Annotated in this window: 19 protein-coding genes; 6 read left to right on the top strand and 13 right to left on the bottom strand. The window is 62.1% G+C overall.

All coding sequences use genetic code 11. From position 1 onward, the window contains the following. The first annotated feature begins 42 nt into the window (after positions 1-42). Positions 43-1,629: an ABC-F family ATPase gene (locus DBP26_RS25425; protein ID WP_108240357.1), complete on the top strand. Its 1,587-nt coding sequence runs from the start codon at positions 43-45 to the stop codon at positions 1,627-1,629. A 61-nt stretch (positions 1,630-1,690) separates the two neighbouring features. Here the strand turns inward: DBP26_RS25425 and DBP26_RS25420 are convergent, their stop codons facing one another. From DBP26_RS25420 to DBP26_RS25395, 6 genes are all read right to left on the bottom strand, one after another. After that, positions 1,691-2,578: a DMT family transporter gene (locus tag DBP26_RS25420; RefSeq protein ID WP_108240358.1), complete on the bottom strand. Its 888-nt coding sequence runs from the start codon at positions 2,576-2,578 to the stop codon at positions 1,691-1,693. Between the two features lie 194 nt (positions 2,579-2,772). Then, positions 2,773-4,998: an ATP-binding protein gene (locus DBP26_RS25415; protein WP_108240359.1), complete on the bottom strand. Its 2,226-nt coding sequence runs from the start codon at positions 4,996-4,998 to the stop codon at positions 2,773-2,775. Then, on the bottom strand, positions 4,995-5,669 hold the full coding sequence (locus DBP26_RS25410; RefSeq protein WP_108240360.1) for a biliverdin-producing heme oxygenase: 675 nt from the start codon (positions 5,667-5,669) through the stop codon (positions 4,995-4,997). Before DBP26_RS25410 ends, DBP26_RS25415 begins: the two co-directional genes overlap by 4 nt. A 95-nt stretch (positions 5,670-5,764) precedes the next feature. Continuing rightward, positions 5,765-7,354: a lactate dehydrogenase gene (locus DBP26_RS25405; RefSeq protein WP_108240361.1), complete on the bottom strand. Its 1,590-nt coding sequence runs from the start codon at positions 7,352-7,354 to the stop codon at positions 5,765-5,767. An 80-nt stretch (positions 7,355-7,434) separates the two neighbouring features. Next, on the bottom strand, positions 7,435-9,345 hold the full coding sequence (locus tag DBP26_RS25400) for a propionyl-CoA synthetase (protein ID WP_108240362.1): 1,911 nt from the start codon (positions 9,343-9,345) through the stop codon (positions 7,435-7,437). 83 nt (positions 9,346-9,428) lie between these two features. Then, positions 9,429-10,607, bottom strand: coding sequence for an MFS transporter (locus tag DBP26_RS25395; RefSeq protein ID WP_256602119.1), 1,179 nt, complete (start codon positions 10,605-10,607; stop codon positions 9,429-9,431). A 133-nt stretch (positions 10,608-10,740) separates the two neighbouring features. Between DBP26_RS25395 and DBP26_RS25390 the strand changes: the two genes are divergently transcribed. Both DBP26_RS25390 and DBP26_RS25385 read left to right on the top strand, forming a co-directional pair. Continuing rightward, positions 10,741-11,289, top strand: coding sequence for a TetR/AcrR family transcriptional regulator (locus tag DBP26_RS25390; protein ID WP_108240363.1), 549 nt, complete (start codon positions 10,741-10,743; stop codon positions 11,287-11,289). Positions 11,290-11,344: 55 nt separating this feature from the next. After that, positions 11,345-12,628 (top strand): leucine-rich repeat-containing protein kinase family protein, encoded by a 1,284-nt coding sequence (locus DBP26_RS25385; protein WP_108240364.1) that lies wholly within the window; start codon positions 11,345-11,347, stop codon positions 12,626-12,628. A gap of 180 nt (positions 12,629-12,808) precedes the next feature. On the opposite strand, the gene DBP26_RS25380 is transcribed toward DBP26_RS25385, so the two are convergent. Beyond that, positions 12,809-13,513 carry a YebC/PmpR family DNA-binding transcriptional regulator gene (locus DBP26_RS25380; RefSeq protein WP_108240365.1) on the bottom strand — a complete coding sequence of 235 codons (705 nt, stop codon included), beginning with the start codon at positions 13,511-13,513 and terminating at the stop codon, positions 12,809-12,811. A 338-nt stretch (positions 13,514-13,851) separates the two neighbouring features. On the opposite strand from DBP26_RS25380, the gene tssI reads away from it, so the two are divergent. Then, positions 13,852-15,393 carry a type VI secretion system tip protein TssI/VgrG gene (tssI, locus tag DBP26_RS25375; protein ID WP_108240366.1) on the top strand — a complete coding sequence of 514 codons (1,542 nt, stop codon included), beginning with the start codon at positions 13,852-13,854 and terminating at the stop codon, positions 15,391-15,393. Here tssI and DBP26_RS25370 read toward each other — a convergent pair. The 5 genes from DBP26_RS25370 to DBP26_RS25350 form a co-directional block, all read right to left on the bottom strand. Next, positions 15,380-16,153 (bottom strand): enoyl-CoA hydratase, encoded by a 774-nt coding sequence (locus DBP26_RS25370; RefSeq protein WP_108240367.1) that lies wholly within the window; start codon positions 16,151-16,153, stop codon positions 15,380-15,382. The genes tssI and DBP26_RS25370 overlap by 14 nt on opposite strands. A 90-nt stretch (positions 16,154-16,243) precedes the next feature. Further along, entirely contained in the window at positions 16,244-17,452 is a 1,209-nt protein-coding gene (locus DBP26_RS25365) for an acetyl-CoA C-acyltransferase (protein WP_108240368.1), read from the bottom strand. Positions 17,453-17,468: 16 nt separating this feature from the next. Continuing rightward, positions 17,469-18,236, bottom strand: coding sequence for a 3-hydroxyacyl-CoA dehydrogenase (locus DBP26_RS25360; RefSeq protein WP_108240369.1), 768 nt, complete (start codon positions 18,234-18,236; stop codon positions 17,469-17,471). A 123-nt stretch (positions 18,237-18,359) separates the two neighbouring features. Beyond that, positions 18,360-18,914 (bottom strand): cytochrome b, encoded by a 555-nt coding sequence (locus tag DBP26_RS25355; protein ID WP_108240370.1) that lies wholly within the window; start codon positions 18,912-18,914, stop codon positions 18,360-18,362. After that, complete coding sequence (locus DBP26_RS25350; protein ID WP_108240371.1) at positions 18,911-19,996, bottom strand: catalase family peroxidase; 1,086 nt, start codon at positions 19,994-19,996, stop codon at positions 18,911-18,913. The genes DBP26_RS25355 and DBP26_RS25350 overlap by 4 nt, the downstream gene beginning before the upstream one ends. Positions 19,997-20,159: 163 nt before the next feature. Between DBP26_RS25350 and DBP26_RS25345 the strand changes: the two genes are divergently transcribed. Next, a complete protein-coding gene (locus DBP26_RS25345; protein WP_108240372.1) occupies positions 20,160-20,672 on the top strand; it encodes a sigma-70 family RNA polymerase sigma factor in 513 nt (170 codons plus the stop codon). Then, the gene (locus DBP26_RS25340; protein ID WP_108240373.1) at positions 20,669-21,430 is read left to right on the top strand and encodes an anti-sigma factor; all 762 of its coding nucleotides are present in this window, start codon (positions 20,669-20,671) and stop codon (positions 21,428-21,430) included. Before DBP26_RS25345 ends, DBP26_RS25340 begins: the two co-directional genes overlap by 4 nt. 67 nt (positions 21,431-21,497) lie before the next feature. On the opposite strand, the gene DBP26_RS25335 is transcribed toward DBP26_RS25340, so the two are convergent. Then, a complete protein-coding gene (locus tag DBP26_RS25335; RefSeq protein ID WP_108240374.1) occupies positions 21,498-23,123 on the bottom strand; it encodes an NADP-dependent glyceraldehyde-3-phosphate dehydrogenase in 1,626 nt (541 codons plus the stop codon). Positions 23,124-23,283: the final 160 nt, after the last annotated feature.

The raw sequence follows: 23,283 nt of genomic DNA, 5'->3' as shown, positions 1-23,283 counted from the left end.
GGCCATCCCCTGCTTTCCGTAAGTTATTGATAGGTAAACCCTTTGATCTCCACCGCTAACATCACCATGCAGTTCGGCCCCAAGCCGCTGTTCGAAAACGTTTCGGTCAAATTCAACAACGGCAACCGCTATGGTCTGATCGGTGCCAACGGCTGTGGCAAGTCGACCTTCATGAAGATTCTGGGTGGCGACCTGGAGCCGTCGGGCGGCCAAGTGATGTTGGAGCCCAACGTGCGCCTGGGCAAGCTGCGTCAGGACCAGTTCGCCTACGAGCAATTCACGGTCATCGACACGGTCATCATGGGCCATGAGGAGCTGTGGAAGGTCAAGGCCGAGCGTGATCGCATCTACTCGTTGCCGGAAATGACCGAAGACGACGGTATGGCGGTCGCCGAGCTGGAAACCGAATTCGCCGAAATGGACGGCTACACCGCCGAGTCCCGTGCCGGCGAGTTGCTGCTGGGGCTGGGCATTCCGCTGGAGCAGCACTTCGGTCCGATGTCGGAAGTGGCCCCCGGCTGGAAATTGCGGGTGCTGCTGGCCCAGGCGCTGTTTTCCGATCCGGAAGTCCTACTGCTCGACGAGCCGACCAACCACTTGGACATCAACACCATTCGCTGGCTGGAATCGATTCTCACGGCGCGCAACAGCACCATGATCATCATTTCCCACGATCGCCACTTCCTCAACAGCGTCTGCACCCACATGGCGGACCTGGACTATGGCGAGCTGCGCCTGTTCCCGGGCAATTATGACGAGTACATGACCGCGGCCACCCAATCCCGCGAGCAGTTGCTGGCCGACAACGCCAAGAAGAAGGCGCAGATCGCCGAGCTGCAGACGTTCGTCAGCCGCTTCTCGGCCAACGCCTCGAAAGCCAAGCAGGCCACGTCGCGCGCCAAGCAGATCGACAAGATCCAACTCGCCGAGGTGAAGCCGTCAAGCCGCGTCAGCCCGTTCATTCGCTTCGAGCAGACCAAGAAGTTGCACCGCCAGGCCGTCACCGTCGAGAAGATGTCCAAGGGCTTCGACGAAAAGGTGCTGTTCAAGAACTTCAGCTTCACCATCGAAGCGGGCGAACGCGTGGCGATCATCGGCCCCAACGGAATCGGCAAAACCACCCTGCTGCGCACGCTGATGGGTGAGCTGACGCCAGACGCGGGATCGGTCAAATGGACCGAAAGCGCCGAGCTGGGCTATTACGCCCAGGACCACGCCCACGACTTCGAAGACGACGTGACCCTGTTCGACTGGATGGGCCAGTGGACCCAGGGTGAACAGATGATTCGTGGCACGCTGGGCCGCATGCTGTTTTCCAACGACGAGATCCAGAAGTCGGTCAAGGTCATTTCCGGTGGCGAGCAAGGGCGCATGCTGTTCGGCAAGCTGATCCTGCAAAAGCCCAACGTTCTGGTCATGGACGAACCGACCAACCACTTGGACATGGAGTCCATCGAAGCGTTGAACCTGGCGCTGGAAAACTACCCGGGCACGTTGATCTTCGTCAGCCATGACCGTGAATTCGTGTCATCGCTGGCCACCCGCATCGTCGAACTGAGCCCCAATGGCGTAACGGACTTCAGCGGCACTTACGACGACTACCTGCGCAGCCAGGGCGTGGTGTTTTAAACCCGCCGCTGGCCCCCTCGAAAGCCCTGTCCTGCGGACAGGGCTTTTTCATGGGCTCGGCTCACCCTCCCTTCTTGCGCTGCTGCCAGGCCGCGGCCAATCCACTCAGGCAGATGATTGCGATCCCCGCCTGCGCTGTCAGCGACGGCGCATGATTGAACACCACGTATCCCCACAAGCCCGCGAACACGATCTGGCAGTACCCAAACGGAGCCAGCAAGGCCGGTGCGGCGAATCGAAAGGCCTGGGTCAGCATCAAATGCGCCACCATGCCACAGCTGCCCAGCGCCAGCATGAACGGGATGTGGACCCACGCCGGGGATTGCCAGAAGAACGGCACGATGGCGCTCATCAGCAGGCTGTTGAACAACCCCGCGAAAAAGTTGCTGGTGGTCGGACTGTCGTGCGCCGCCACCAACCGCGTGAGCAACTGATAACAGGCGAAACACAGCGCCGAACCCAACGGCAGCAAGACTGCCGGCCTGAACAGTTCACCTCCCGGGTGGACGATCACCAGCACGCCGCCGAACCCGACCAGAACCGCCGCCCACTGACCTCTCGAAACCCTTTCCTTGAGCAACGGCACCGACAACGCCGTCACCAGCAGTGGCGCGAGAAAGTTGACCGCCGTGGCTTCGGCGATCGGGATGAACATCAGGCCGCTGGTGAACAACAGGCTTGTGCCCAACAGGCAGACCGCCCGCAACGCCTGCAACCCAGGGCGCTTCGTGCGCAACACCCGCAGGCCGGCCGAGGGCATGAAAATACAGGCCATCAGCCCGGTGTGAACGACGTAACGCACCCAGACCACCATCATGATCGGGTAAATGCCGGAAAGGTACTTGGAGAGGGTATCGTGACTGGAGAACAAAAAGGTCGCCAGAACGATCAGTGCGATGCCCTTGAGCGGTTGATTGACGCCGGAAAGCGGCGTGCTGGGGGTACTCATCAGCTGTCCTTAGGCCTTGCGTGGATGCTACATCGCCGCGCCGCCCCCGCGGGCATCAGGGCAGGCACGGAAAGCATATAGAAGCCGCCGTCCGATGACCAAGCATTCATCTGCCCCGCTGACGATGGCCGGGCGGCGGGCGCCGCCCAGGTGGCGACCGGGCCGTTCTGCGCCGTCGCTTCGCGACGGCGAATTCACGCCATGGCCAGCGGTTTGACCAACGGTACGGTGAAACGGAACACGCTGCCGACGCCCATTTCACTGGTCGCGCTCAATTCGCCCCCGTGGGCTTTGACAATGCCTTGGGAGATATACAGCCCCAATCCCGTACCGCTCGGGTTGCCTTCGCGGATTCGCCAGTAGCGCTCGAACACATGGGGCAATTGATCCGGGGCGATGCCCGGCCCCGAGTCGGCCACCCGGATGGCCACGTATTCGCCTTCCACATTGGCCGTGACGCTGATGGTGCCCTCCTTGGGGGTGAACTTGATCGCGTTACCCACCAGGTTCGACAACACCTGGTACATGCGCTCCGGATCCGCCAGGATCCTCAGGTCCGGCTCGCCAACGAACGTCAGGCTGACGAATTTATTCAGCGCCAAAGGCGTCAGCAGCGTCCAGGCGTCCTCGAAGAACTGACTCAACTCCAAGGGCTGAGCGTCAATGAGGTAACGACCCGCCTCGATCTTCGAGGTGTCGAGCAGGTCTTCCAGAAGAGAGGTCATGCGCGTGGTTGCCCGCTGCAGGGTGTCGATGGCCGAGTTCAGGCGCTTGGACGCGGGGCTGACATCGGCAGCGATGACCCGCTGCATCATTCCGCACTGCATGGTAATCACGGTCAAGGGGCTGCGCAGGTCGTGGGACACCACGGCCACCAGCTCATCTCGAGCACGGACGGCGTCTTGCTCGCGCTGCACTTGACGGGCCAGGTCCGATTCCAGCGCCGAGCGCCGCAAGTCCGTGGCCGCGTACACGTCGCCGACCGACCATAGTCGCGAGCTACCATCGACTTGCTGCTTCCAGACTTCAAATGACTCGCGAGGCTGCAGCCCGTTGGCCGCGCCTCCTTTGGCCTGCGTCGGGTTGCCGCTCCAGGCGACGGTCTCGTTGATTTCCGGGCGAAACCACATGACCGCGTTGTCCACCGGTTTGGGCAAGCTGAAGGCCAGCAAACCGCTGACGATGCGCTGGTACGCTTTCGCTTCAGGGAACAGCGACCCAAGGCTTGACGTTTCGAACACCCCTGCCGGGCGCGATTGCTGCCAACGAAAGAGTGATTTGACCTGTTCGATCGAAGGGCACTGGCCGAACAAGTGAACGGCATCGTCGATGATGACGGCGCCGCCAGTGGCGTCGGCCAGCCCGATGAAGTCTTCGCCCCGCTCCACGAGGCCGTGATACACGTCGTCGCTGGCATTGGCCATTGACCGAGCCAACGAGACCAGCAGTTCGTCCTTGGCATGCCGTTCCCGCCGGGCCTGGCTGTCCTCCAGCGCACTGATCTGCATGGACAGCACCTGGCCAATGGTCTGGCACGCAGCGCGTATGGCGTGTGGAACTCGCAGCGGCTCACGGTTGCCACAACTGATCAACCCCCACAAGCGGTCGTCCTTGAGCAGTGAAATGCTCATCGAGGAGCGCACGCCCATGTTTTGCATGTACTGACAGTGCACTGGCGAAACGCTGCGCAGCACGGCATAACTCATGTCGAGTGGCTCGCCAGTGTCCGGCCGCAGCGCAGGCACCAGCGGCACAGGCACATAGCGTGCGTCAGGAATCACCCGCAACCAGTTCAGCCGATAGAGCTCACGGGCTTGCTCGGGAATGTCACTGGCAGGAAAAAAAAGTCCCTGATAGGCGTCGAGCTCGGCATTGGTGGTCTCCGCGACCACCTGGCCGTGGCCCTGATCTTCGAAACGGTAGATCAGCACGCGATCGTAGCCGGTCAGCGTCCGGACTTCATTGACGGTGATGTCATACAGGTCGGCGAGGCTTTTCGCGCCCTGAAGACGGCGCAAGGTGCGCATCAGATGGAAATCGACCGACGCGCCAGCGGGTAGATCAGCCGAGGGTTCAAGTTCGATGAACAACAGCCCGTCGTGCCGATGGAACAAGGCGTCGAGCGCACCCGCAGGCAGATTGACCAGAAATGGATTGAGATCGTCCAGCGATCGGCTCGACAACGCGTCCTGCAATAGCTGCGTCTGCGCCGCGCCCAACCAGTCGGACAAAGGCTGGCCCGGTTTGGCGGTCACACCCAGTATTTCGGAAGCATTGGCACTGGCCTGCTGCACCGTCCAGGACGACTCGTCGACGGTCAGCAGCACGCCGTGGGGTTGGATCGCACCCGGAATGCGGATGGGTTCGTCGGCGCACTGCTTGAGCAGCATGCTCATTTCTTGTTCGGTTACAGGCCTCATCGCAACACTCCTGCCCTCGCCAGCCATTGTTCGAAGCACGCGAACGTAGCGCACGCGGCTTGCACGACCTTTGGGTTGACGTCCGGATGATCGAGTTCGGCCAGCCGATCGAGAAACGCCTTCCACAACCGGCCAGTATCGCGGCCGTAAACATCGAGAAAAGCAGCGCCGTTCTCGGCCTCTATACCCAAACGCCCGAAGATGAGTCGGCGCAACACCTGCCCACCCAATGTGGCCCCCTCCATCACGTACTGGATACCGAACAGATGACCTACGTGGTCAAGCGGTGGCAGATCGGCACAGACAGGCAGCCTGGAAATGTCAGCATCGCTCAGGCCCAGTGCATGCAAATCCCGAATCAGCGTCGCAACCTTCTCGCGCTCGGGCTCCCGAGCATCGGCGCCGAGAAATGCATCAATGCGACGTTGCAGGGGCGCGTGAAAACCATAATAGGCTTCGAGGATGCGAACGTAGGTTTGGCGGTCTAGATCGGGATGGGTCAGCGGCAACCGCGCTTCCAGGGCTTTGTGTTGCACCGCCGTGGCGATACGCAGTTGCTGGAGGACGCTCACGGGCGGAGCACAGACAAGGGAGGATGAGAGGGGGTGGAGGGCTTCGACCAAGGGCGGGATGTCCAGGCTATGGGGGTAAACGTTCGAGTACGCAGACATCCGCAGGTTCAGCACCGGTTCACAGCAAATGGCTAACGCGCACACTAATGGAGGCCGCCCATCATGTAAACCTGTCCTTACAGACATGCTTGCGGCTACCGAAGCGACGCCGGATCGCTTTGCAGCATGGCACTGGCCTGGATACCGGCGAGGGTGTCTTCAAGCAGTGACACTCCATGGCCCAACCGCGCTGCCTTGTCCTGCTGGAGGGCTTGCTGCAGGGCACTGAGCAGGTTGCGCGTCTTGCTTGCGGCCGCAGGGGTCAGGGTTTCGCTCTCGAGACGCCCCATGACGTATTTCGACACTCGTGTGGACTGGCTGGCCGATTGCGTCACGGACGCCTCTACCAATTGGCCTTTGTCATAGCCGATGCGGGCCCGACTGCTCGCAGAATCGTTGATTTCGTAATACAGGTAGTTTTGCGATTGGGGATTCTTGCTCAGGTCCAGTTTCTGACCAGCGGTCAGCGGCTTGTGATACGAGGCGACCAGATGCGACTGTTGATCCTGGACGAGGGTACGGTTCAGTTGATCGCGGCCTTTGGCTTGGGTCCGTTGCGAAAGGTCGTAGGCGAAACTGTCCAGCTCATTGGGACGGGCGGGGTTACTGGCGGTGGTTCTTTCTGTGACCGAGGCGCTGAAATCCGCCAGCCCACTGAGCACCGCATGGTCCGTATCCGTCAAAGCAACGCTGCTGACAGTTTGCGGTACGGTCGACTCGCGACTGCCCGGATAATGGCTGTGCAAGGTTTTGAAGGCATCCTGGAACATCGATAACAACTGCGGATCGCCATCGCCTCGCTTACGTGCGGCGTCGATCTGACCCAAATACTGGTTGAGCGCTATGGCCTGCTGAGCGGCGCTGCCAATGATCGCCAGATTCTTCAGATCGACATTCAGGCTCAAGTCCCCTGTCGCGCCGCTCATGCGCACCGTTCGCTGGGTGTCGTCGGCCCGGAAAGCCAGCGTTTGTAGCGTGCCGTCATCCAGTTTGATGCGGGTGTCGAGTTGTACCGAGGCAAATACTGTGCTGTCGAAGCGGGTCAACGCGTCGAGCTTGAGCTGTGGTGGCTTGGCAGTCAGGCCATCGATCGCGGATTGGAAACCGTCGGCCATTTTGCCCAGCGCGAGCAATTCTTTATCGCTCAACTCCCCGCCGTCGATGTCGGCCTGCACCGCAAGACCCTGGTCAGTGCTGGTCAACGTGAGTTGCACTGTTTTACCGCTGGCCGTCTTCAACGTCAGGCTGATGCTGGTCTCCGCCGCGTCACTGTGCAATTTTTTCTGCGCGGCCGCGAGTGCCGCAGGTTCCAGCGCCGAGCCGGTCGTGGGACGGATCACCGACTGGGAAATGCCTTTACCCGTTTGCGCCAGTTGAGTGGTCAGCGAGGCGGCCAGCCCCTGAAATCGGCTGACCCCGTAGGTCGTGCTGAAATTGCCCTGCATCACCAGCGAAACCTTGTCTTGCTGAGTGTACTCCCAAGCCGGCGCCACATCGGGGTTGGCGATCGCACCCCGCGCGTCGTAAGTCTGCGCGGCGACGACACGCACCGTCTGCCCCAGCGTGACGAGAGACGATGGAGAATCCAGGATCGGCGCCGCAGGCGGCAGGCTGGCAGGCTGCGGCAGCGCCGGGCTGGCCGGTGCCAGCGACGGGGCGGCTGATACAGAAGAGATCGCGGTCATGGCAGCTCCGTGCTCGAAGAGATCGATGGGAATGTCCTGCCCGCTGTTTCGGCAGTAGACGGGACAACTTGAACGCTGGGTCAGCCCTCTGAGACGGCCCCCACCTTCAACGCCTGTGCGATCTCTTCGAGAATGGCGGGGTCATCGATCGTGGCCGGTGGCGCGTAGGCTTCTCCGTCTGCCAGCTTGCGCAACACCGCACGCAGCGTCTTGCCCGAGCGGGTCTTGGGCAGCCGCTTGACTACGGTCACCCGCCCAAAGCAGGCCAGCGCACCGATCCGATCCCGCACCAGCGCGACCAGTTCGCGGCAAACGCTTTCGACAGCCTGCTGCCCGCCGTCCTTGAGCACCACCAGTGCCAGCGGGATTTGACCTTTGATGTCGTCATGCACGCCGATTACCGCACTCTCGGCTACGGCCGGGTGTTGCCCGACCAGGTCTTCCATTTCACCGGTGGACAGGCGATGGCCAGCCACATTGATGACGTCATCCGTACGGCCCATGATGTGCACGAAACCCTGCTCATCGATGTAGCCTCCGTCACCGGTGTTGTAATAGCCGGGAAATGGCTGCAGGTAGGCACTCACATACCGGCCATGATCACCCCACAGGGTCTGGCTGCACCCTGGCGGCAACGGCAAGGCAATCACGATGGCGCCCTGCTCGCCTGGCCCGAGCGATTGCCCGTCCTCGTTGCGCACCTCAACGGCATAGCCCGGCACCGCGCGGTTACTCGATCCCGGCGCGGGCGCATGCCCTGCAAGGCCAATGCAGGGCGCCGTTACCGGCCAGCCCGTTTCGGTCTGCCACCAGTGGTCGAGCACCGGCTTGCCGGTCATTCGCTCAAGCCATTGATGCGTGCTGGAGTCGAGTTTTTCTCCCGCCAGAAACAGCTGGCGCAGCGAGCTCACGTCACGCCCTCGCAGCAGACGACCTTCCGGGTCCTCCTTGCGGATCGCGCGCATCGCGGTGGGCGCGCAGAACAGCGCATCGACGGCATACTGCTCCACCACGCGCCAATAGGCGCCGGCGTCAGGTGTTCGAATGGGCTTGCCCTCATAGAGGACCGTCGTGCAACCGGCCATCAATGGCCCGTACACCATCAGCGTGTGCCCGACCACCCAGCCGACATCGGAAATGCCCCACCAGACATCCCCCGCCTGCATGCCATACACCTGATTCATGGTGTAACGCATGGCCACCGCATGGCCGCCGTTCTCTCGGACAATGCCCTTGGGTTTGCCCGTGGTGCCCGAAGTGTAGAGGATGTACAGCGGGTCAAGGCTCGACACCGGCACCGGCGCCACCGACTCGACACCCGCGAGCGCGTCCTGCCAGTCCAGATCGCGTCCTGCCTTCAACGGCGCCCGATGCTGGGGTCGCTGCCAGAGCAGGACCTGATCGGGAGCAAACCGGGCCAGTTCCAGTGCCTTGTCCACCAGGGGCTGATACGGGATGACCCGGTCGAACTCCAGCCCACAGGACGCTGTCATCACCAGCCTGGGTTTCAAATCGTCGATGCGTATCGCCAGCTCATGGGGGGCGAAACCGCCGAACACCACCGAATGCACGGCGCCGATTCTCGCGCAGGCCAGCATGGCCATGGCGGCCTGGGGGATCATCGGCATGTAAATGATGACGCCATCGCCCTTCTCCACGCCCAGCGCGCGCAACAGCCCGGCCAGGCGCGCCACCTCGTCGCGCAACTCGCGGAACGTGAAACGGGCCTGCTGGCCGGTCACAGGCGAGTCATGGATCAACGCCAGTTGTTCGCCTCGCCCCTGTTCGATCTGATGATCCAGCGCGAGATGGCAGGTGTTGAGTTCACCGTCAGCGAACCAACGGTGGGTGCCATCGGGCAGAACCTGTAAAACCTGCTGCGGTAAGCGGAACCAGGCCACCTGCCCCGCCTGTTCGGCCCAGTAGGCTGCTGGCTCGGCGATGGAACGCTGATAGTGCTCGGCGTAATCTCCGCTGTTTCGGTCGTTCATCCGTGGGTCCCTGTGCTTGTTGTTATGAAGGGCGACAACACAGGAATGAAATTAGCAGAAGCCGATGAGGGTGCCACGTCGGGTCAGGTGGGGGCGGTTTCCTGATGACCACGCCTCAGCAAACCGCCCAGCGCCAGCAACGCCAGCAGCACCAGCACCGCCCCGTAGACATTGGCAGTGGCAATCAAGCCCTCGGTCTTCACCGCCAGGCCGGCAATCAACGACGGCACACAGAAGGCCAGGTAACTGAGCACCAGAAAAGCCGACATCAGGCCAGCACGCTCGTGGGGTTGCGCCAGCGGCAGCAACAAGCGCAACGCCCCCAGAAAGCTCGCGCCGAAGCCGACACCGGCGACCACCACACCGCAGAAAAACAACCACAACCAGCCCAGATCGACCGCCACCAGCACCACGCAAACGCCGGCCGCGAGAAAGCTGCAGCCAACCAGCAGCGCCAGGCGGGGCGCACGCAAGCGCAGGTTGATGATCGATATGGCACCGCTGATGGTCAACGCTGCCACCGCCAGACCGCCGTTGAGCACCGAAGTCGATCCAGTGGCAGCGGCGATCAGCGAAGGCGCGAGTGACAGGAAAAACCCTCCCAGCGCCCAGGCGGCAATGTCCGCCGGAAGCACCAGCATCAGCGTGGAACGCGCACGCGGTGGCACGGACAGCGCGGGCTTGAGGGTTTTCAGCACGCCGGCTTGCGGGGTGACCGTTTCCTCTACGCGCCACAGGTACAGCAACTGACCGGCAAACGCTGCCAGCAGCAGCGCGTAAGCCAGCATCATCGGCAGCGGTGCGTACTGGACCAGGGCACTGGTGCCCAAGGCGCCGAGTGCCATACCGAACATCGGGGCAATGCTGTTGATCAAGGGGCCCTGGGCCTGAGAGGTGTCGAGCATCGCAGCGCCCAGCGCGCTGGTGGCGATCCCCGTGGCGACGCCTTGCAGCACCCGGGCAGCGATCAACCAGCTCATGTCGCGGGCACCGATGAACAACAGGAGCGAAAGGATCTCCAGCAGCAACGAGGCAAGGATGACAGGCCGCCGGCCCAGGTAATCCGAGAGTGAGCCGAACACCAACAATGTGGCCAGCAGACTCAAGGCGTAGACCGCAAAAATCAGCGTCAACGAAGCAGCAGAAAACCCCCAGGCCTGTTGATACAAGTGATAAAGCGGGGTCGGTGCGCTGGAGGCGGCAAAGAAACACAGCATCACCAACGCGAAGTAAACCAAGTGGCCTCGACGGCGGCCATCCACTGATGGGTTCTGCAAATAGTCAGACACGCGTAAACTCTCCCGAAAAAGCACGCCACAAAAGCTATTAATTTGCGTTAAGAGTGTGCGAGCAGAACCCGCTTAAAGCAAACACTTTGTGTTAAGGTCCGCGCCAATGGCTATCAAAGAAGGCATTCGCACAGGGGGACGCAGTGCCCGGGTGCAAACATCGATCCATGCTGCCGTGCGCGATTTGCTGCAGGAACAGGAGCGCTCGGCCCTCAGCGTGCCGATGATCGCCGCCCGGGCAGGCGTCACGCCTTCCACCATCTACCGGCGCTGGGGTGACCTGACCTCGCTGCTGGCCGACGCCGCGGTGGAACGCTTGCGACCGGACGAACCTGTCGATTGTGGCAACCTTCGCGACGACTTGCGCACTTGGGTGGAGGTTTACCTGGAAGAAACCAACTCGGCGCCTGGCCGAGAAATGATGCGCGACGTGGTCGCCAGCAGCGCGACCCTGTGCTCCGGCAAATGCCTCAATATCGTGCGGGATCAGTTGCAGATCATCATCGATCGAGCGCAGGCGCGGGGTGAACGCAGCCCGTCTGCCGATGAGCTGATCGACGCGGTGGTCGCCCCCATGGTCTATCGCATTCTGTACGCCGAGTCAGCGCCTTCCCTGGAGCGGGTGCACCAGTTGCTGGATCGTTGTCTCGGTTGAGCGCGACGCTCGCCAAGCCGCTATGATGGCGGGCCAACGAACACCGGGTTTTTCTATGCACACTCTTGCAGACCTGCGCGCTGGCAAGCTGGCAGGCAGTAAACGGCTGGACCTCAGTTGCGACCTCACCACTTTCCCCGACGAGATCTTCAGCCTCAGCGACTCGCTGGAAGTGTTGAACCTGACGGGCAACCGCCTCACTGAACTGCCGGCCGACCTGCATCGTCTTCAGCACTTGAAAGTGCTGTTCTGTTCCAATAATCCCTTCACCGAACTGCCCGAGGCGCTGGGCCAGTGCCCGGAACTGTTCTTCGTCGGGTTCAAATCCTGCCGGATTGCCACGGTCTCCCCGCGGGCACTGCCGCCACGGCTGCGCTCGCTGGTGCTCACCGACAATTGCCTCGCTTCACTGCCCGACGAATTGGGGCAATTCCCGGCGCTGCAGAAGCTGATGCTCGCGGGTAATTGCTTGCAGGAGCTTCCCGAATCGCTGGTGGCATGTCAGCACTTGGAACTGGTCCGCATCGCCTCCAATCGCTTTCGGCAATTGCCGACCTGGCTTCTACGAATGCCTTCGCTGGCCTGGCTGGCGTTCTCTGGTAATCCGCTGACGGACATCCATCAGGACACGCCCATTCGGCAGATTCCGTGGGCAGAGTTGAGCCTGCAGCAGATGCTGGGCGAAGGTGCGTCCGGGGTGATCCAGCAGGCTGAGTGGCGCCGCGACAACAGCCTGCAGAACGTTGCAGTCAAGCTCTACAAAGGTCAGCTCACGAGCGATGGCACGCCCCTGAACGAAATGGCGGCCTGCATCGCAGCCGGCCAGCACCCGAACCTGATCCCCGTTGAAGGGCAAGTGCTGGATCATCCGGAGCACACTCAAGCGCTGGTGATGCGATTGATTGCCACCCGATTCGCCACCCTCGCCCGGCCGCCGAGCCTGGCAACGTGCACTCGGGATGTGTACGAAGACATTCGGTTGACCCCCTCCACCGTGCAACGCATTGCCCACGGCGTCGCATCGGCGTGCGCCCACCTGCACGGCCGCGGCATCAATCACGGCGACCTCTACGCGCACAACGTCCTATGGGCCGAGCCAGGCGACAGCCTACTGGGCGATTTCGGAGCGGCCGCATTCTACCCGGACGCAGACACCGGTTTTTTGCTGCAGCGCATCGAGGTGAAGGCGTTCGGGATTCTATTGGGGGAGTTGTTGGCGCTCTGCGACGGTCATCGGCCCGACACCGCCAGCCTTCGTGCGCTTCAGGCGCACTGCACGCAAGCGGACGTCGGCAGCCGCCCTGGGTTCGATGAGGTGGAGCGGCGACTGGCGATTTGACGCTGCATCAGCCGCTCCTAGCAGGAAGAAGCCCCGGTACGGGAGGCCGGGCTTGATCCCATGGCCCGCGAGGCGAAACCTCGCGGCATGCCCGCCACCGATAACGGAACTGCGACGTGTATCGATCCGTCGCCACCCGGCCCTCAGGGGCATGGCCCCATCAGGCCCTGAGCCAAACCCTCAGCCTGCCAGCCCGACATACACGTTTTGCACGTCGTCGTGACCGTCGATGGCTTCCAGAAATGCCTCGACCTCGGCCATCTGCTCATCGCTCAGCCCGGAGACCGGGTTCTTCGGGCGGTAACCGATCTTCGCCGCTTCGACGGTGAACCCCTGCTCTGGCAGTGCCTTGCACACTGCATCCAGGTCGGTGGTTTCGGTGTAGAACAGGGTCACGCCTTCATCGCCGGCTTCGACGTCCTGAGCACCCGCTTCGATCGCCGCTTCGTCGGGGTCGACGTCGGGGTTCGCCGCGACGGCCTCGATCATGCCCAGGTGATCGAAATCCCAGGACACCGAGCCTGCGGCTCCCAGTTGACCTTTGCGGAACAACACGCGGATTTCGGCGACGGTGCGGTTGACGTTGTCGGTCAGGCATTCGACGATGACCGGAACCTGATGGGGCGCAAAACCTTCATAGGTCAGTTTCTCGAACTGAACCTGATCGCCGAGCAGACCTGCGCCCTTCTTGATCGCACGCTCCAGCGTGTCACGGGGCATGGAGGCCTTTTTGGCCTGCTCGACCACCAGGCGCAGGCGAGCGTTCATGTCCGGGTCGGCACCGGCGCGAGCGGCGATCATGATTTCCTTGGACAGCTTGCCGAAAATCTTGCCTTTGGCGTTGGCTGCTGCTTCTTTGTGTTTGACCTTCCACTGTGCGCCCATGATTGCTCTCTTGTTCCGATGGCGATTGACCTTCGCCCCACGCCTCGGTGTGGGATGCCGGGCGGGAGAAGGTCATGCTGAAAAAAGGTGATCGATAACGATGCGCCATGGCTGAGTCATGGCGCCCGCCGCATTTTATACGCGATGGCGGCAGATGAAACCCCTGACAGGCGACTGCCGATCAAACTGTCTACGTTAAGTTTCTAGGAAAATGCCAACTCAACACCCGGAATAGATAGATCGGATCTGTAGGCAGTTTCCGAAAATTAAGAAGTTAAACTTTTATCCTGCCGGTTTCCGTACCCTCTGCACCTTGAATTTTCAGGGTGATTCCGTAAATGCGCGAAAACTCGCACCTGACGTTGACCTTGGTCATCGCCGACAGCCAGCAGAATTTCCACGTCATCGGGGTCAACGGCCACGAACGTTTGAATGCGCCCTTCCGATTCGAGATCGACCTCATCAGCCCGGAGCGTCCTCTGGCACAGGCCTCGATGCTGCATCGCAGTGCTTACCTGAGCATGGGCAACACGGGGGACACGCTCCACGGCATTCATGGCCGGGTACACGCCCTCACGCCTCTTTACTTCGGTCAGGATGCCAACCTTTATCGGTTGACCTTGATGCCCGCCCTGCAACAGCTCGACGGTGCACGCCACAAACGCACCTATCACGGGATGAGCGTGCTCGATATCCTCCATCAGGTCCTGCAGCGCTACGCTTTGCTCGACTGCAACGTATGCTTCGACCGGATGGTCGGCACCTATCCGCCGCGTGCGCAATGCACGCAATACGAAGAGAACGATCTGCATTTCATCAGTCGACTGTGCGAGGAGGAAGGCATCACCTTCCGCTTCGAGCATGCCCCGCACAGCCACGCACTGGTGTTCTCCGACGACCCCATGAGCTTTTCGGAGTGGCCCCGTGCAGCTTCGGTCGACCACCTCAGCGAACGACTGTCGGCACGGCATTGCTACAGCAGTCATTCGGGGGAGCATTACGTGCCTCCTACCTCAGCCTTGGTTCACGACGCCTTTGCCGACAACCAGGCGCTGTGGATCGCCTACGGCGAAGAGGCTGGCGCTGCGCGATGTGCGCAGACACAGCGCCGAGCATTGGAGCGGCTGCGTTGCGAGCGGCAAGACATCGTTGGGCGCAGCACTCAGCCATGGTTGCGCTGCGGGCAGATCATGCGGATCGAAGACCAACCGGAGCCGCGCTTCAACGACCATTGGTTGCCGACGGAAGTCAGGCACACCGCCTGGCAGTTGAACCCGTTGCGTAACTGCAGGGCAGGCGACGTCATTCAGATACTACAGGCGATAGCATGTCACGACGCGAACCCGGGTGGCGTGGCGCGCCTGCTTGCCCCTGCGCCCGATGACGGCAGGCCGCCGACCGAGCACTATGAAAACCATTTTCAGGTCATTCCCTGGTCGATGCCGTTTCGCCCTCCACTGCGGCACCCCAAACCTCGGAGCACCGGTTGGGAAAAAGCCAGGCGCCTGGCCGGCCCGGCCGACCGTACGGGCCGCATTCCCATCCGCTTCGACTGGGAGGACGAAGACGCCCCGCCAGGCGGAGGGGCACGCGTCACCAGCGAACTGGCAACTCACCATGACAGCGCCTGCCTCAAGGTCGGTTTTTTCGACGGCGACCCTGACCAGCCGGTCATTTGCGGTGTTTATGAGAATCTGCCAACGCAGCAGGGTCGCCACGACCCGCGCCCCGACCTCCCGACACCTCTGCAATTCGAGAGCCTGAACCCCTTGAGGCTGACGGGTGCGCGCGCCACGGTCGAAGTGCACGACGAGGAGATCCGCTACCTCCCCCACGCGCTGCCCACCCAGGACGCGCCGCTCGATTTCAGCGATGTTTGAACCGGGGTTCACGTTTTTCGATGAACGCGGCCATACCCTCCTTTTGATCTTCGCTGGCGAAAGCGGCATGAAAGACACGGCGCTCGAAGCGAATCCCTTCCGCCAGACCGACCTCGAAAGCGCGATTGACGCTCTCCTTGACCATCATGGCGACCGGTAGCGATTTGGCCGCTATGCTTTCGGCCACCTTCAGCGCCTCTTCAAGTAACTGCGCCTGCGGGACGATACGTGCGACAAGCCCTGAGCGCTCTGCCTCCTGCGCGTCGATCATGCGTCCCGTCAGGCACATTTCCATGGCCTTGGCTTTGCCCACCGCGCGGGTCAAGCGCTGGGTGCCGCCCATGCCCGGCAGCACGCCAAGCTTGATTTCCGGCTGCCCGAAGCGCGCAGAATCGGCGGCAAGAATGAAATCGCACATCAGCGCCAGTTCGCAGCCGCCGCCCAGGGCGAAGCCTGAAACGGCGGCGATCATCGGTTTACGTCGGCTGGCGACTCGGTCACTGTCGCTGAACAGGTCATCGAGGTAGATCTGCGGGTAATTCAGCTCCGCCATTTCTTTGATATCGGCACCTGCTGCGAACGCTTTGGAAGAGCCTGTCAGCACGATGCAACCGATCTGCGGGTCCTGCTCCAAGGTGTCGAGCGCGTGATTAAGCTCGCGGATCAGCACCGAGTTCAGCGCGTTCAACGCATCCGGACGGTTGAGGGTGATCAGCGCAACGCGACCTTTCACTTCGTTGAGGATTGTCGTGTAACTCATTGAAAGTATTCCTTGATTCTATTTATTTGAATTCTGGGCACTCAGGTGAAATGCCTTGAATAAGGCCTCCTAACCCATTGGTTCAGCTAGCTAAAGGGTCTCGATCGCCATCGCGGTGGCTTCTCCGCCGCCAATGCAAATCGCGGCCACCCCACGCTTCAGGCCCTTCTGCCTGAGCGCCGATAACAAGGTCACCAGAATCCTCGCCCCCGAAGCCCCAATGGGGTGGCCCAGCGCACAAGCGCCGCCATTGACGTTGACCTTTTCATGGGGCAATCCAAGCGTGCTCATCGCAACCAGCGCGACCACCGCGAACGCCTCATTGATTTCGAACAGATCTACGTCTTCCAGCGACCAGCCCGTGCGGGTCATGAGCTTTTCAATCGCCCCGATGGGGGCCGTTGGAAACAATCCAGGCTGGCTGGCATAGCCCGCATGCCCCCTTACCACCGCCAGCGGTTCGAGCCCGCGCCGCTCGGCCTCGGAACGGCGCATGAGTGTCAGGGCTGCCGCGCCGTCGGAGATCGAACTGGCGTTGGCGGCCGTCACCGTACCGCCCTCGCGAAAGGCCGGTTTCAGCACAGGGATCTTCTCCAACCGCGCCTTTGGCGGCTGCTCGTCCTGGCTGACGATTTTCGGCTCCCGTCCTGTCGTAATGTGCAGCGGAACGATTTCGTCGGCGAAACGACCTTCGTTGATCGCCGCTTGCGCTCGGGTCAATGAGGCGATGGCAAATGCATCCTGCGCTTCCCGGCTGAGGCCTTCGAGCGCGGCGCACGCTTCGGCAAAGGTGCCCATCAGCCGCCCGCTTTCGTAGGCATCCTCGAGCCCGTCGAAGAACATGTGGTCGATGAGCTGGCCATGTCCCATGCGGTAGCCGCTGCGGGCTTTTTCCAGCAAATAGGGTGCGTTGGACATGCTTTCCATTCCGCCGGCGATGACGACGTCGGCGCTCCCGGCCAGCAACAGGTCGTGGGCCAGGATCGCCGCCTGCATACCCGAGCCGCACATTTTGTTCAGGGTGGTGCATTGCGTGGCGTCGCTGAGGCCTGCGCCCAACGCCGCCTGGCGCGCCGGGGCCTGACCGAGCCCGGCGGACAAGACGCAGCCGAACAGGACCTGATCAACATCCGAAGAGGTCAGGCTTGACCGCTCCACGGCGGCACGAATGGCGGCGGCCCCCAATTGCGGGGCGGTCAGGCTTTTCAACTCACCCTGAAAGCCGCCCATGGGGGTGCGGACGGCGCTGACGATCACGACCGGATCGCCATGGAAAGCATCACGTGGCTGGAATGACATGGTGCGACCTCCTCGGTTAGCGGGCAGCCATGCGCAACGCGCCGTCAAGTCGAATCACTTCGCCATTGAGCATGCTGTTTTCGATGATATGGCGAACCAGCGCAGCGTATTCGTCCGGTCTGCCCAACCGTTGCGGGAACGGAACGCCTGCTGACAGGGCTTCACGCACTTGTGGGGTCATCCCGGCCATCATGGGGGTTTCGAAAATGCCAGGGGCGATGGTCATCACCCGTATCCCCCAGCGGGCCAGTTCGCGGGCCGCCGGCAAGGTCAGGCTGGCGATCGCCCCCTTCGAGGCGGCGTAGGCGGCCTGGCCGATCTGCCCGTCGAAAGCGGCCACCGAAGCCGTGTTGATGATGACACCGCGCTCGCCGCCTTCTTCGGGCGTGCTTTCGGCCATGGCCACGGCAGCCAGGCGCAACAGATTGAAACTGCCGATCAGGTTGACGTTGATCACACGGCTGAAACTGTCCAGTCGGTGAGGCCCCTCCTTACCCACAATCTTCTCGGCGCCGACGATACCTGCGCAATTGACCAGCCCATGCAACTGACCGAACGCAGTCAGCGCATCCTCGACCGCCGCCTGAGCGGCTTCAGGATCAGTGATGTCGGCGACACTGGCTCGGGCAGCCGGGCCGAGCTTGGCCCGTTGCGTCTCAAGCGCCTCGGCATTGACATCGATCAACAGAACATTGGCCCCCGCAGCGACCAACATGTCCGCCGTCGCTGCGCCCAGCCCGGACGCCCCACCACTGACCAGAAAGACCTTGCCTTGGATCTGCATGACGGTGTGTTCCTTACCCATTTCTTATTGGAGTGAGGAAATACTCCGCCCAGTCGGCAGGATGGGCAATAGTCAAAGCGCGCAGCGGGGGTGACGGTTTTAGCCACCCCGCGAAGCGCGACGCTACAGCCCTCTGTCCCGTGGCTGGCCTTTGAGCATGCTCTCCAGCACGTCGTCGCGGCGCACCCAACCATGAAACAAAGCGGCGGCGAGGTGGGCCAGCACCGTGAGGAACAGCAGGTATGCGAGGTAGCGGTGGGCGGCGCGCAGCCAGGCGAAGGTTTCCGCGTGCGCCGGGACGATCGACGGCAACCGGAGCGAGTGCCCCAGCATGACGGGATCGCCCGCCGCGGAAATCATCGCCCAACCAATCAACGGCATGCCCAGCATCAATGCGTAAAGCAGGTAATGCGAGAGCTTGGCCGCCAACACTTGCACCGCGGGAAGGTCCTCGGGCAACGGCGGCTGCCGGGTGCTGAAGCGCACCACCAGGCGCACGACCGCCAGAAGCAATATCGCGATGCCCAGCGGCTTGTGAATGTTCAACATCCACTCGTGCCGTTCTGACACCGACGCCACCATGCCGGCGCCGATGAACAACATGGCAATGATCATCAACGCCATCAACCAATGCAGCAGGCGGGCCAGCGGCGCGAAGTGCGAAGTGGGCGTGCTCATGGCTGTTTCTCCTGGGTAGGGGTGGCTGATAACTGGTCGACTTCTCCGGTGCGCCGCATGTAGGAGGCCGCGTAGGCCGCAGACCGCGCGGCAAGCAATGGATCATCCGACCCTTCGATGCCATCGGGCAGGATGAGCGGGTCATAGTTGATGTCGCGGCAGTCGCCGGTGAGTTGCGCGCTGTCGCGTTCGACCACCAACGTGCCGGCATTCACGGTCTTGTGCTCGCCTGACCAACTTTTCGACGCATCGCCGGTCGGGTCCTGCGGGTTGGCCAGCGTCAGGACCAGATCCCAGCGCTGAGGGCCGCTGGCGAGCCTTTCAGTCAAGTCTTGCTCCAGGTAGTCCTTGGCGTCCGGGGCGGGGGCATCCCCTTTCGCGAGCGGGACCAGGCTCCAGCGCACGGCCTGACGCTTGCCGGCCTTGTCCACCAGTTCGAACGCATTGACGCTGTTATAGGTCTCGGTCACGAAACTGGCGGACGGCTTGGCCGTCTTGACCCAGGCCAGAAAAGGCTGCGCCTCGGGGTGGGCGGCAAAGAACGCGGCGGGTTTGGCTGGATCGGGCTTGCCCGTCTTCGGATCCGGCGCGGTCGCCTTCTGCAGATCGATGAACGCCTGCGGCGTGCCCACCGGAAAGACGGGCATGCTGTTCATCCCGCTGCGCCACTGCTGGCCGTTGGATTGAGTGAACTGCACCGCGAAACTGCGAATGGGTGCCGCGCTGTCGGGTGAATAAGGATTACCCGTAGGCAATGCCAGGCGACCGATCACGGGTGTGCGGCCGGATGCGAACACTTCGGCGCGGGACAGCGCGGACGCCGCCCCGTTGCTCTCAAAATAACCTGCAACGCAGACCCCTTTGGGGTGATTGCGGCGATACCCGGGGTGAATGCCGTTGTTATGCTCGAATACGTCCACCACGCGCGCCGGGGTCAGGCGTTGAGGATCGAGACTGCCATTGACATAGGCGAACGCACTGGCGACCACCAGTACCACCAGCCCGATACCGGCCAGACGAACGAATTTCTGTGAGGTGCTCAACGGGGGCTTGCGGGGGTGCGGCGGCTGTCGGTCAATCATCGGTTACACTCCGGGCCTTCGGCCTCTATCAATGGATGTCGCGGTGAGACGCTGGGCGCACCGCGTTATTCCTTCAAACGCACTTTATTTTTTTCGCGATGGAATATCTCTTTTCGGCCGTCGTCTGTCAGCTATACGAACCGAGCGATCCGGGAATCTCCTGATGAACGATGTGGACGATCAACTGCGCCTGCTCTTGCCTCGGCTGCGCCGCTTCGCGGTGTCACTGACCCGCGACGCCAGCAGCGCCGACGACCTGGTGCAGTCGAGCCTTGAAAAAGCGCTGTCTGCCTGGGACAGCAAACGGCCTGAAGGCGATCTGCGCGCCTGGCTGTTCTCCATTCTTTATAGGCAATTTCTCGACGCCCATCGGCGCTCGCGTCGCTACAGCCGTATGCTTGAGTTATTCACCGGGGGCAAAGAGGAGCCATTCGAGCCGTCCGTGGAGCGCACGGTCGTGGCACAGACCACGCTGCAGGCCTTCGAGCGTCTCAACACCGAGCAGCGGGCGCTGTTACTCTGGGTGTCGGTCGAAGGCTTGAGTTACAACCAAGTGGCCGAAATTCTCGGTGTCCCGGTGGGCACCGTCATGTCGCGCCTGTCCCGCGCGCGCCAGGCTTTGCGCCTGCTTAGCGAAGGCGAAATCACCACCCCTGCCCTGCGGATACTGAAATGATCACCCTGCCCCCCTCCGAACGCGACCTGCACGCTTACGTCGACGGCCTGCTCAACGAGGCCGATCGACAGACACTGGACACCTACCTGGCTGCTCATCCTGAATTGGCCGAGCAGGTGATGGCCTGGCAACGGGATGCACAAAGCCTGCGTGCGGCCCTGAGCGGCGACTTGCATCGCCCGCACAACCCCGCACTGGACCCGACCTTGATTCGCCAGCGCATGCGCCGTAACCGCACCCGGCATCTCGCAACCGCAGCAGTGCTGCTGATGGCTGTGAGCATCGGCGGTATCAGCGGCTGGCAAGCACGGGAGATGACCTTCAATAGCGCTGCGCTGCCCATGGCCGATGCCGTCCAGGCGTATCGCATGTTCGCGGTGGGCGACGCCGTCGCCTCCGACTGGAACCCGGCCAAGGCGAGTGACGTGCAAGTCTGGCTGGACGACCATTTCGCTCAGGCCAGCCGCCTGCCGGATCTTCAATCAGCAGGTTTCAAACCGGTCAGCGGACGCCTGACCAGCACCGAACAGGGCGCCGCCGCGATGGTGGTGTACAAAGACGCACAAGGCCGCACGTTGAGCTTTTACATCCGCCCGCCTGGCGAACGTTACCGCCTGCTCTCGCCTGGATCCCGTCGGGACGGCGAGCTGCAGGCAGATTACTGGTCCGCGGCGGGCTACAACTACGCCATGGTCGGCCCGGCCGACGACCCGGCTGCCCAGGCCGCTCGACACGCGCTGAAAAAGCATTCCATCTGACCGAAGACCGTTCCGCCGCCTGGTCGCCGTTCGAGCGGCGGCCAGGTCGCAGGGGCTAGCGCCCGGATCAGAAGATGTAGTCGGTGGTCAGGAAGGTCGAGTCGCGGTTGTGGATGATGTCGCTGATCAGTGCCTTGTTGCTTTCCTGGAACTTGGTGGCCACCAGTGTACGGATCGAAAACACCCGCAACGCATCGTGCACCGAGAGTGTTCCCTCGGCTGAATTTTTGCGGCCATTGAACGGGAAACTGTCCGGGCCGCGCTGGCACTGAGCATTGATGTTGATGCGGCCGACCTGGTTGGCGAACGCATCCACCAGACGCCCGACTTGCTTGGGGTCGTTGCCGAAGATGCTCAATTGCTGACCGAAATCCGAATCGAGCACGTATTCGATCACGTCTTCCAAGTCGCGGTAGGCCACCACCGGCACCACCGGGCCGAACTGCTCCTCGTGATACACCCGCATCTCTGGGGTCACCGGGTAGAGCACGGCCGGGTAGAAGAATTGGCGATGGGTCGTCGCGCCCCCTTCATTCACGACCTTGGCACCTTTGCTCAGGGCATCATCCACCAGCCCCTGCAGGTAATCGGTCTTGCCCGGTTCAGGCAGTGGCGTCAGCGAAACGCCCGGCTCCCAGGGCATGCCTGGTTTCAATTGGGCGAGTTTCTCCTCGAATTTTTCAAGGAAACTGCCGACCACGTTTTCGTGAACGAACAGAATTTTCAGCGCCGTGCAGCGCTGGCCGTTGAACGACAGCGAGCCGGTGATGGCCTCGGAAACGGCGTTATCCAGGTTCACGTCTGGCAGCACGATGCCGGGGTTCTTCGCGTCCAGGCCCAGCGCTGCGCGCAGGCGGTGGGGTTTGGGGTGGAGCTTTTTCAGCGCACTGGCCGCCTTGTTGGTGCCGATGAACGCGAACACGTCGATCTTGCCGCTGGCCATCAGCGCGCTGACGGTCTCCCGTCCGCTGCCGTAGATGACGTTGATCACCCCGGCCGGGAAACTGTCGCGGAAGGCTTCGAGCAGTGGACGAATGAGCAGCACGCCGAATTTCGCGGGCTTGAACACCACCGTGTTGCCCATGATCAGCGCGGGAATGAGCGTGGTGAAGGTTTCGTTCAGCGGGTAGTTATAGGGCCCCATGCAGAGGGTCACGCCCAACGGCACGCGGCGGATCTGGCCCAGGGTGTCCTGTTCCAGTTCGAAACGGCTGGAGCGGCGATCCAGTTCCTTGAGGGCATTGATCGTGTCGACGATGTAATCGCAGGTGCGGTCGAACTCTTTCTGCGAGTCCTTCAGATTCTTGCCGATCTCCCACATCAGCAGCGTGACCACGGCCTCGCGCTGTTCGCGCATCTTCTTGAGGAACGTTTCCACGTGGTGGATGCGGTCCGCGACACGCAGGGTCGGCCACGCGCCCTGCCCGCGATCGTACGCCTTGACGGCTGCCTCGAGGGCGGTCATCGAGGTGTCGGCGTCCATCAAAGGCGTGCTGCCCAACACGACGGACTCCAGCCCCGCATCGGTCTTCAATGAAACCGGGCTGAGCACGGGCGCCAAAGGCCCGGCCCATTGCCGCAGTTCACCGTCGACGAGGTACTCGCGCTGCTCGATCACAGGCCCCGCGCGGAACTGTTCAGGGATTTCATCGGCGCGTGGATACAGGTTGTCCAGGCGGTTTTGCAGGGTCATTTCTCGTTACCTCTTTCAGTCGACAAGGGTGCGAACGACACTACGCCACAGCCGGGGCGGAATGAAAAGCGCCGTGACACATGTCACGCGCCGGTGACACAGCCGCTTTCCACGGCGCTGCGCAGGCCTGTCGAGGGCTGAAGTGGCGACCAGCCACCTC

It is taken from the genome of Pseudomonas sp. RIT409, from assembly GCF_003052515.2.
GTDB lineage: Bacteria > Pseudomonadota > Gammaproteobacteria > Pseudomonadales > Pseudomonadaceae > Aquipseudomonas.
Note: the sequence above shows the minus strand (reverse complement) of the source record. Positions and strands in the feature narration are given on the sequence as shown.

Excerpts from the sequence above, each read along its gene's own strand:
- DBP26_RS25385 (WP_108240364.1), top strand. The coding sequence starts at position 11,345 with ATGCACACTCTTGCAGACCTGCGCGCTGGCAAGCTGGCAGGCAGTAAA.
- DBP26_RS25365 (WP_108240368.1), bottom strand. The coding sequence starts at position 17,452 with ATGTCATTCCAGCCACGTGATGCTTTCCATGGCGATCCGGTCGTGATC.
- DBP26_RS25340 (WP_108240373.1), top strand. The coding sequence starts at position 20,669 with ATGATCACCCTGCCCCCCTCCGAACGCGACCTGCACGCTTACGTCGAC.
- tssI (WP_108240366.1), top strand. The coding sequence starts at position 13,852 with ATGCGCGAAAACTCGCACCTGACGTTGACCTTGGTCATCGCCGACAGC.
- DBP26_RS25390 (WP_108240363.1), top strand. The coding sequence starts at position 10,741 with ATGGCTATCAAAGAAGGCATTCGCACAGGGGGACGCAGTGCCCGGGTG.
- DBP26_RS25350 (WP_108240371.1), bottom strand. The coding sequence starts at position 19,996 with ATGATTGACCGACAGCCGCCGCACCCCCGCAAGCCCCCGTTGAGCACC.
- DBP26_RS25335 (WP_108240374.1), bottom strand. The coding sequence starts at position 23,123 with ATGACCCTGCAAAACCGCCTGGACAACCTGTATCCACGCGCCGATGAA.
- DBP26_RS25345 (WP_108240372.1), top strand. The coding sequence starts at position 20,160 with ATGAACGATGTGGACGATCAACTGCGCCTGCTCTTGCCTCGGCTGCGC.
- DBP26_RS25405 (WP_108240361.1), bottom strand. The coding sequence starts at position 7,354 with ATGACCGCGATCTCTTCTGTATCAGCCGCCCCGTCGCTGGCACCGGCC.
- DBP26_RS25380 (WP_108240365.1), bottom strand. The coding sequence starts at position 13,513 with ATGGGCGCACAGTGGAAGGTCAAACACAAAGAAGCAGCAGCCAACGCC.
- DBP26_RS25360 (WP_108240369.1), bottom strand. The coding sequence starts at position 18,236 with ATGCAGATCCAAGGCAAGGTCTTTCTGGTCAGTGGTGGGGCGTCCGGG.
- DBP26_RS25410 (WP_108240360.1), bottom strand. The coding sequence starts at position 5,669 with ATGTCTGCGTACTCGAACGTTTACCCCCATAGCCTGGACATCCCGCCC.
- DBP26_RS25415 (WP_108240359.1), bottom strand. The coding sequence starts at position 4,998 with ATGAGGCCTGTAACCGAACAAGAAATGAGCATGCTGCTCAAGCAGTGC.
- DBP26_RS25420 (WP_108240358.1), bottom strand. The coding sequence starts at position 2,578 with ATGAGTACCCCCAGCACGCCGCTTTCCGGCGTCAATCAACCGCTCAAG.
- DBP26_RS25370 (WP_108240367.1), bottom strand. The coding sequence starts at position 16,153 with ATGAGTTACACGACAATCCTCAACGAAGTGAAAGGTCGCGTTGCGCTG.
- DBP26_RS25355 (WP_108240370.1), bottom strand. The coding sequence starts at position 18,914 with ATGAGCACGCCCACTTCGCACTTCGCGCCGCTGGCCCGCCTGCTGCAT.
- DBP26_RS25400 (WP_108240362.1), bottom strand. The coding sequence starts at position 9,345 with ATGAACGACCGAAACAGCGGAGATTACGCCGAGCACTATCAGCGTTCC.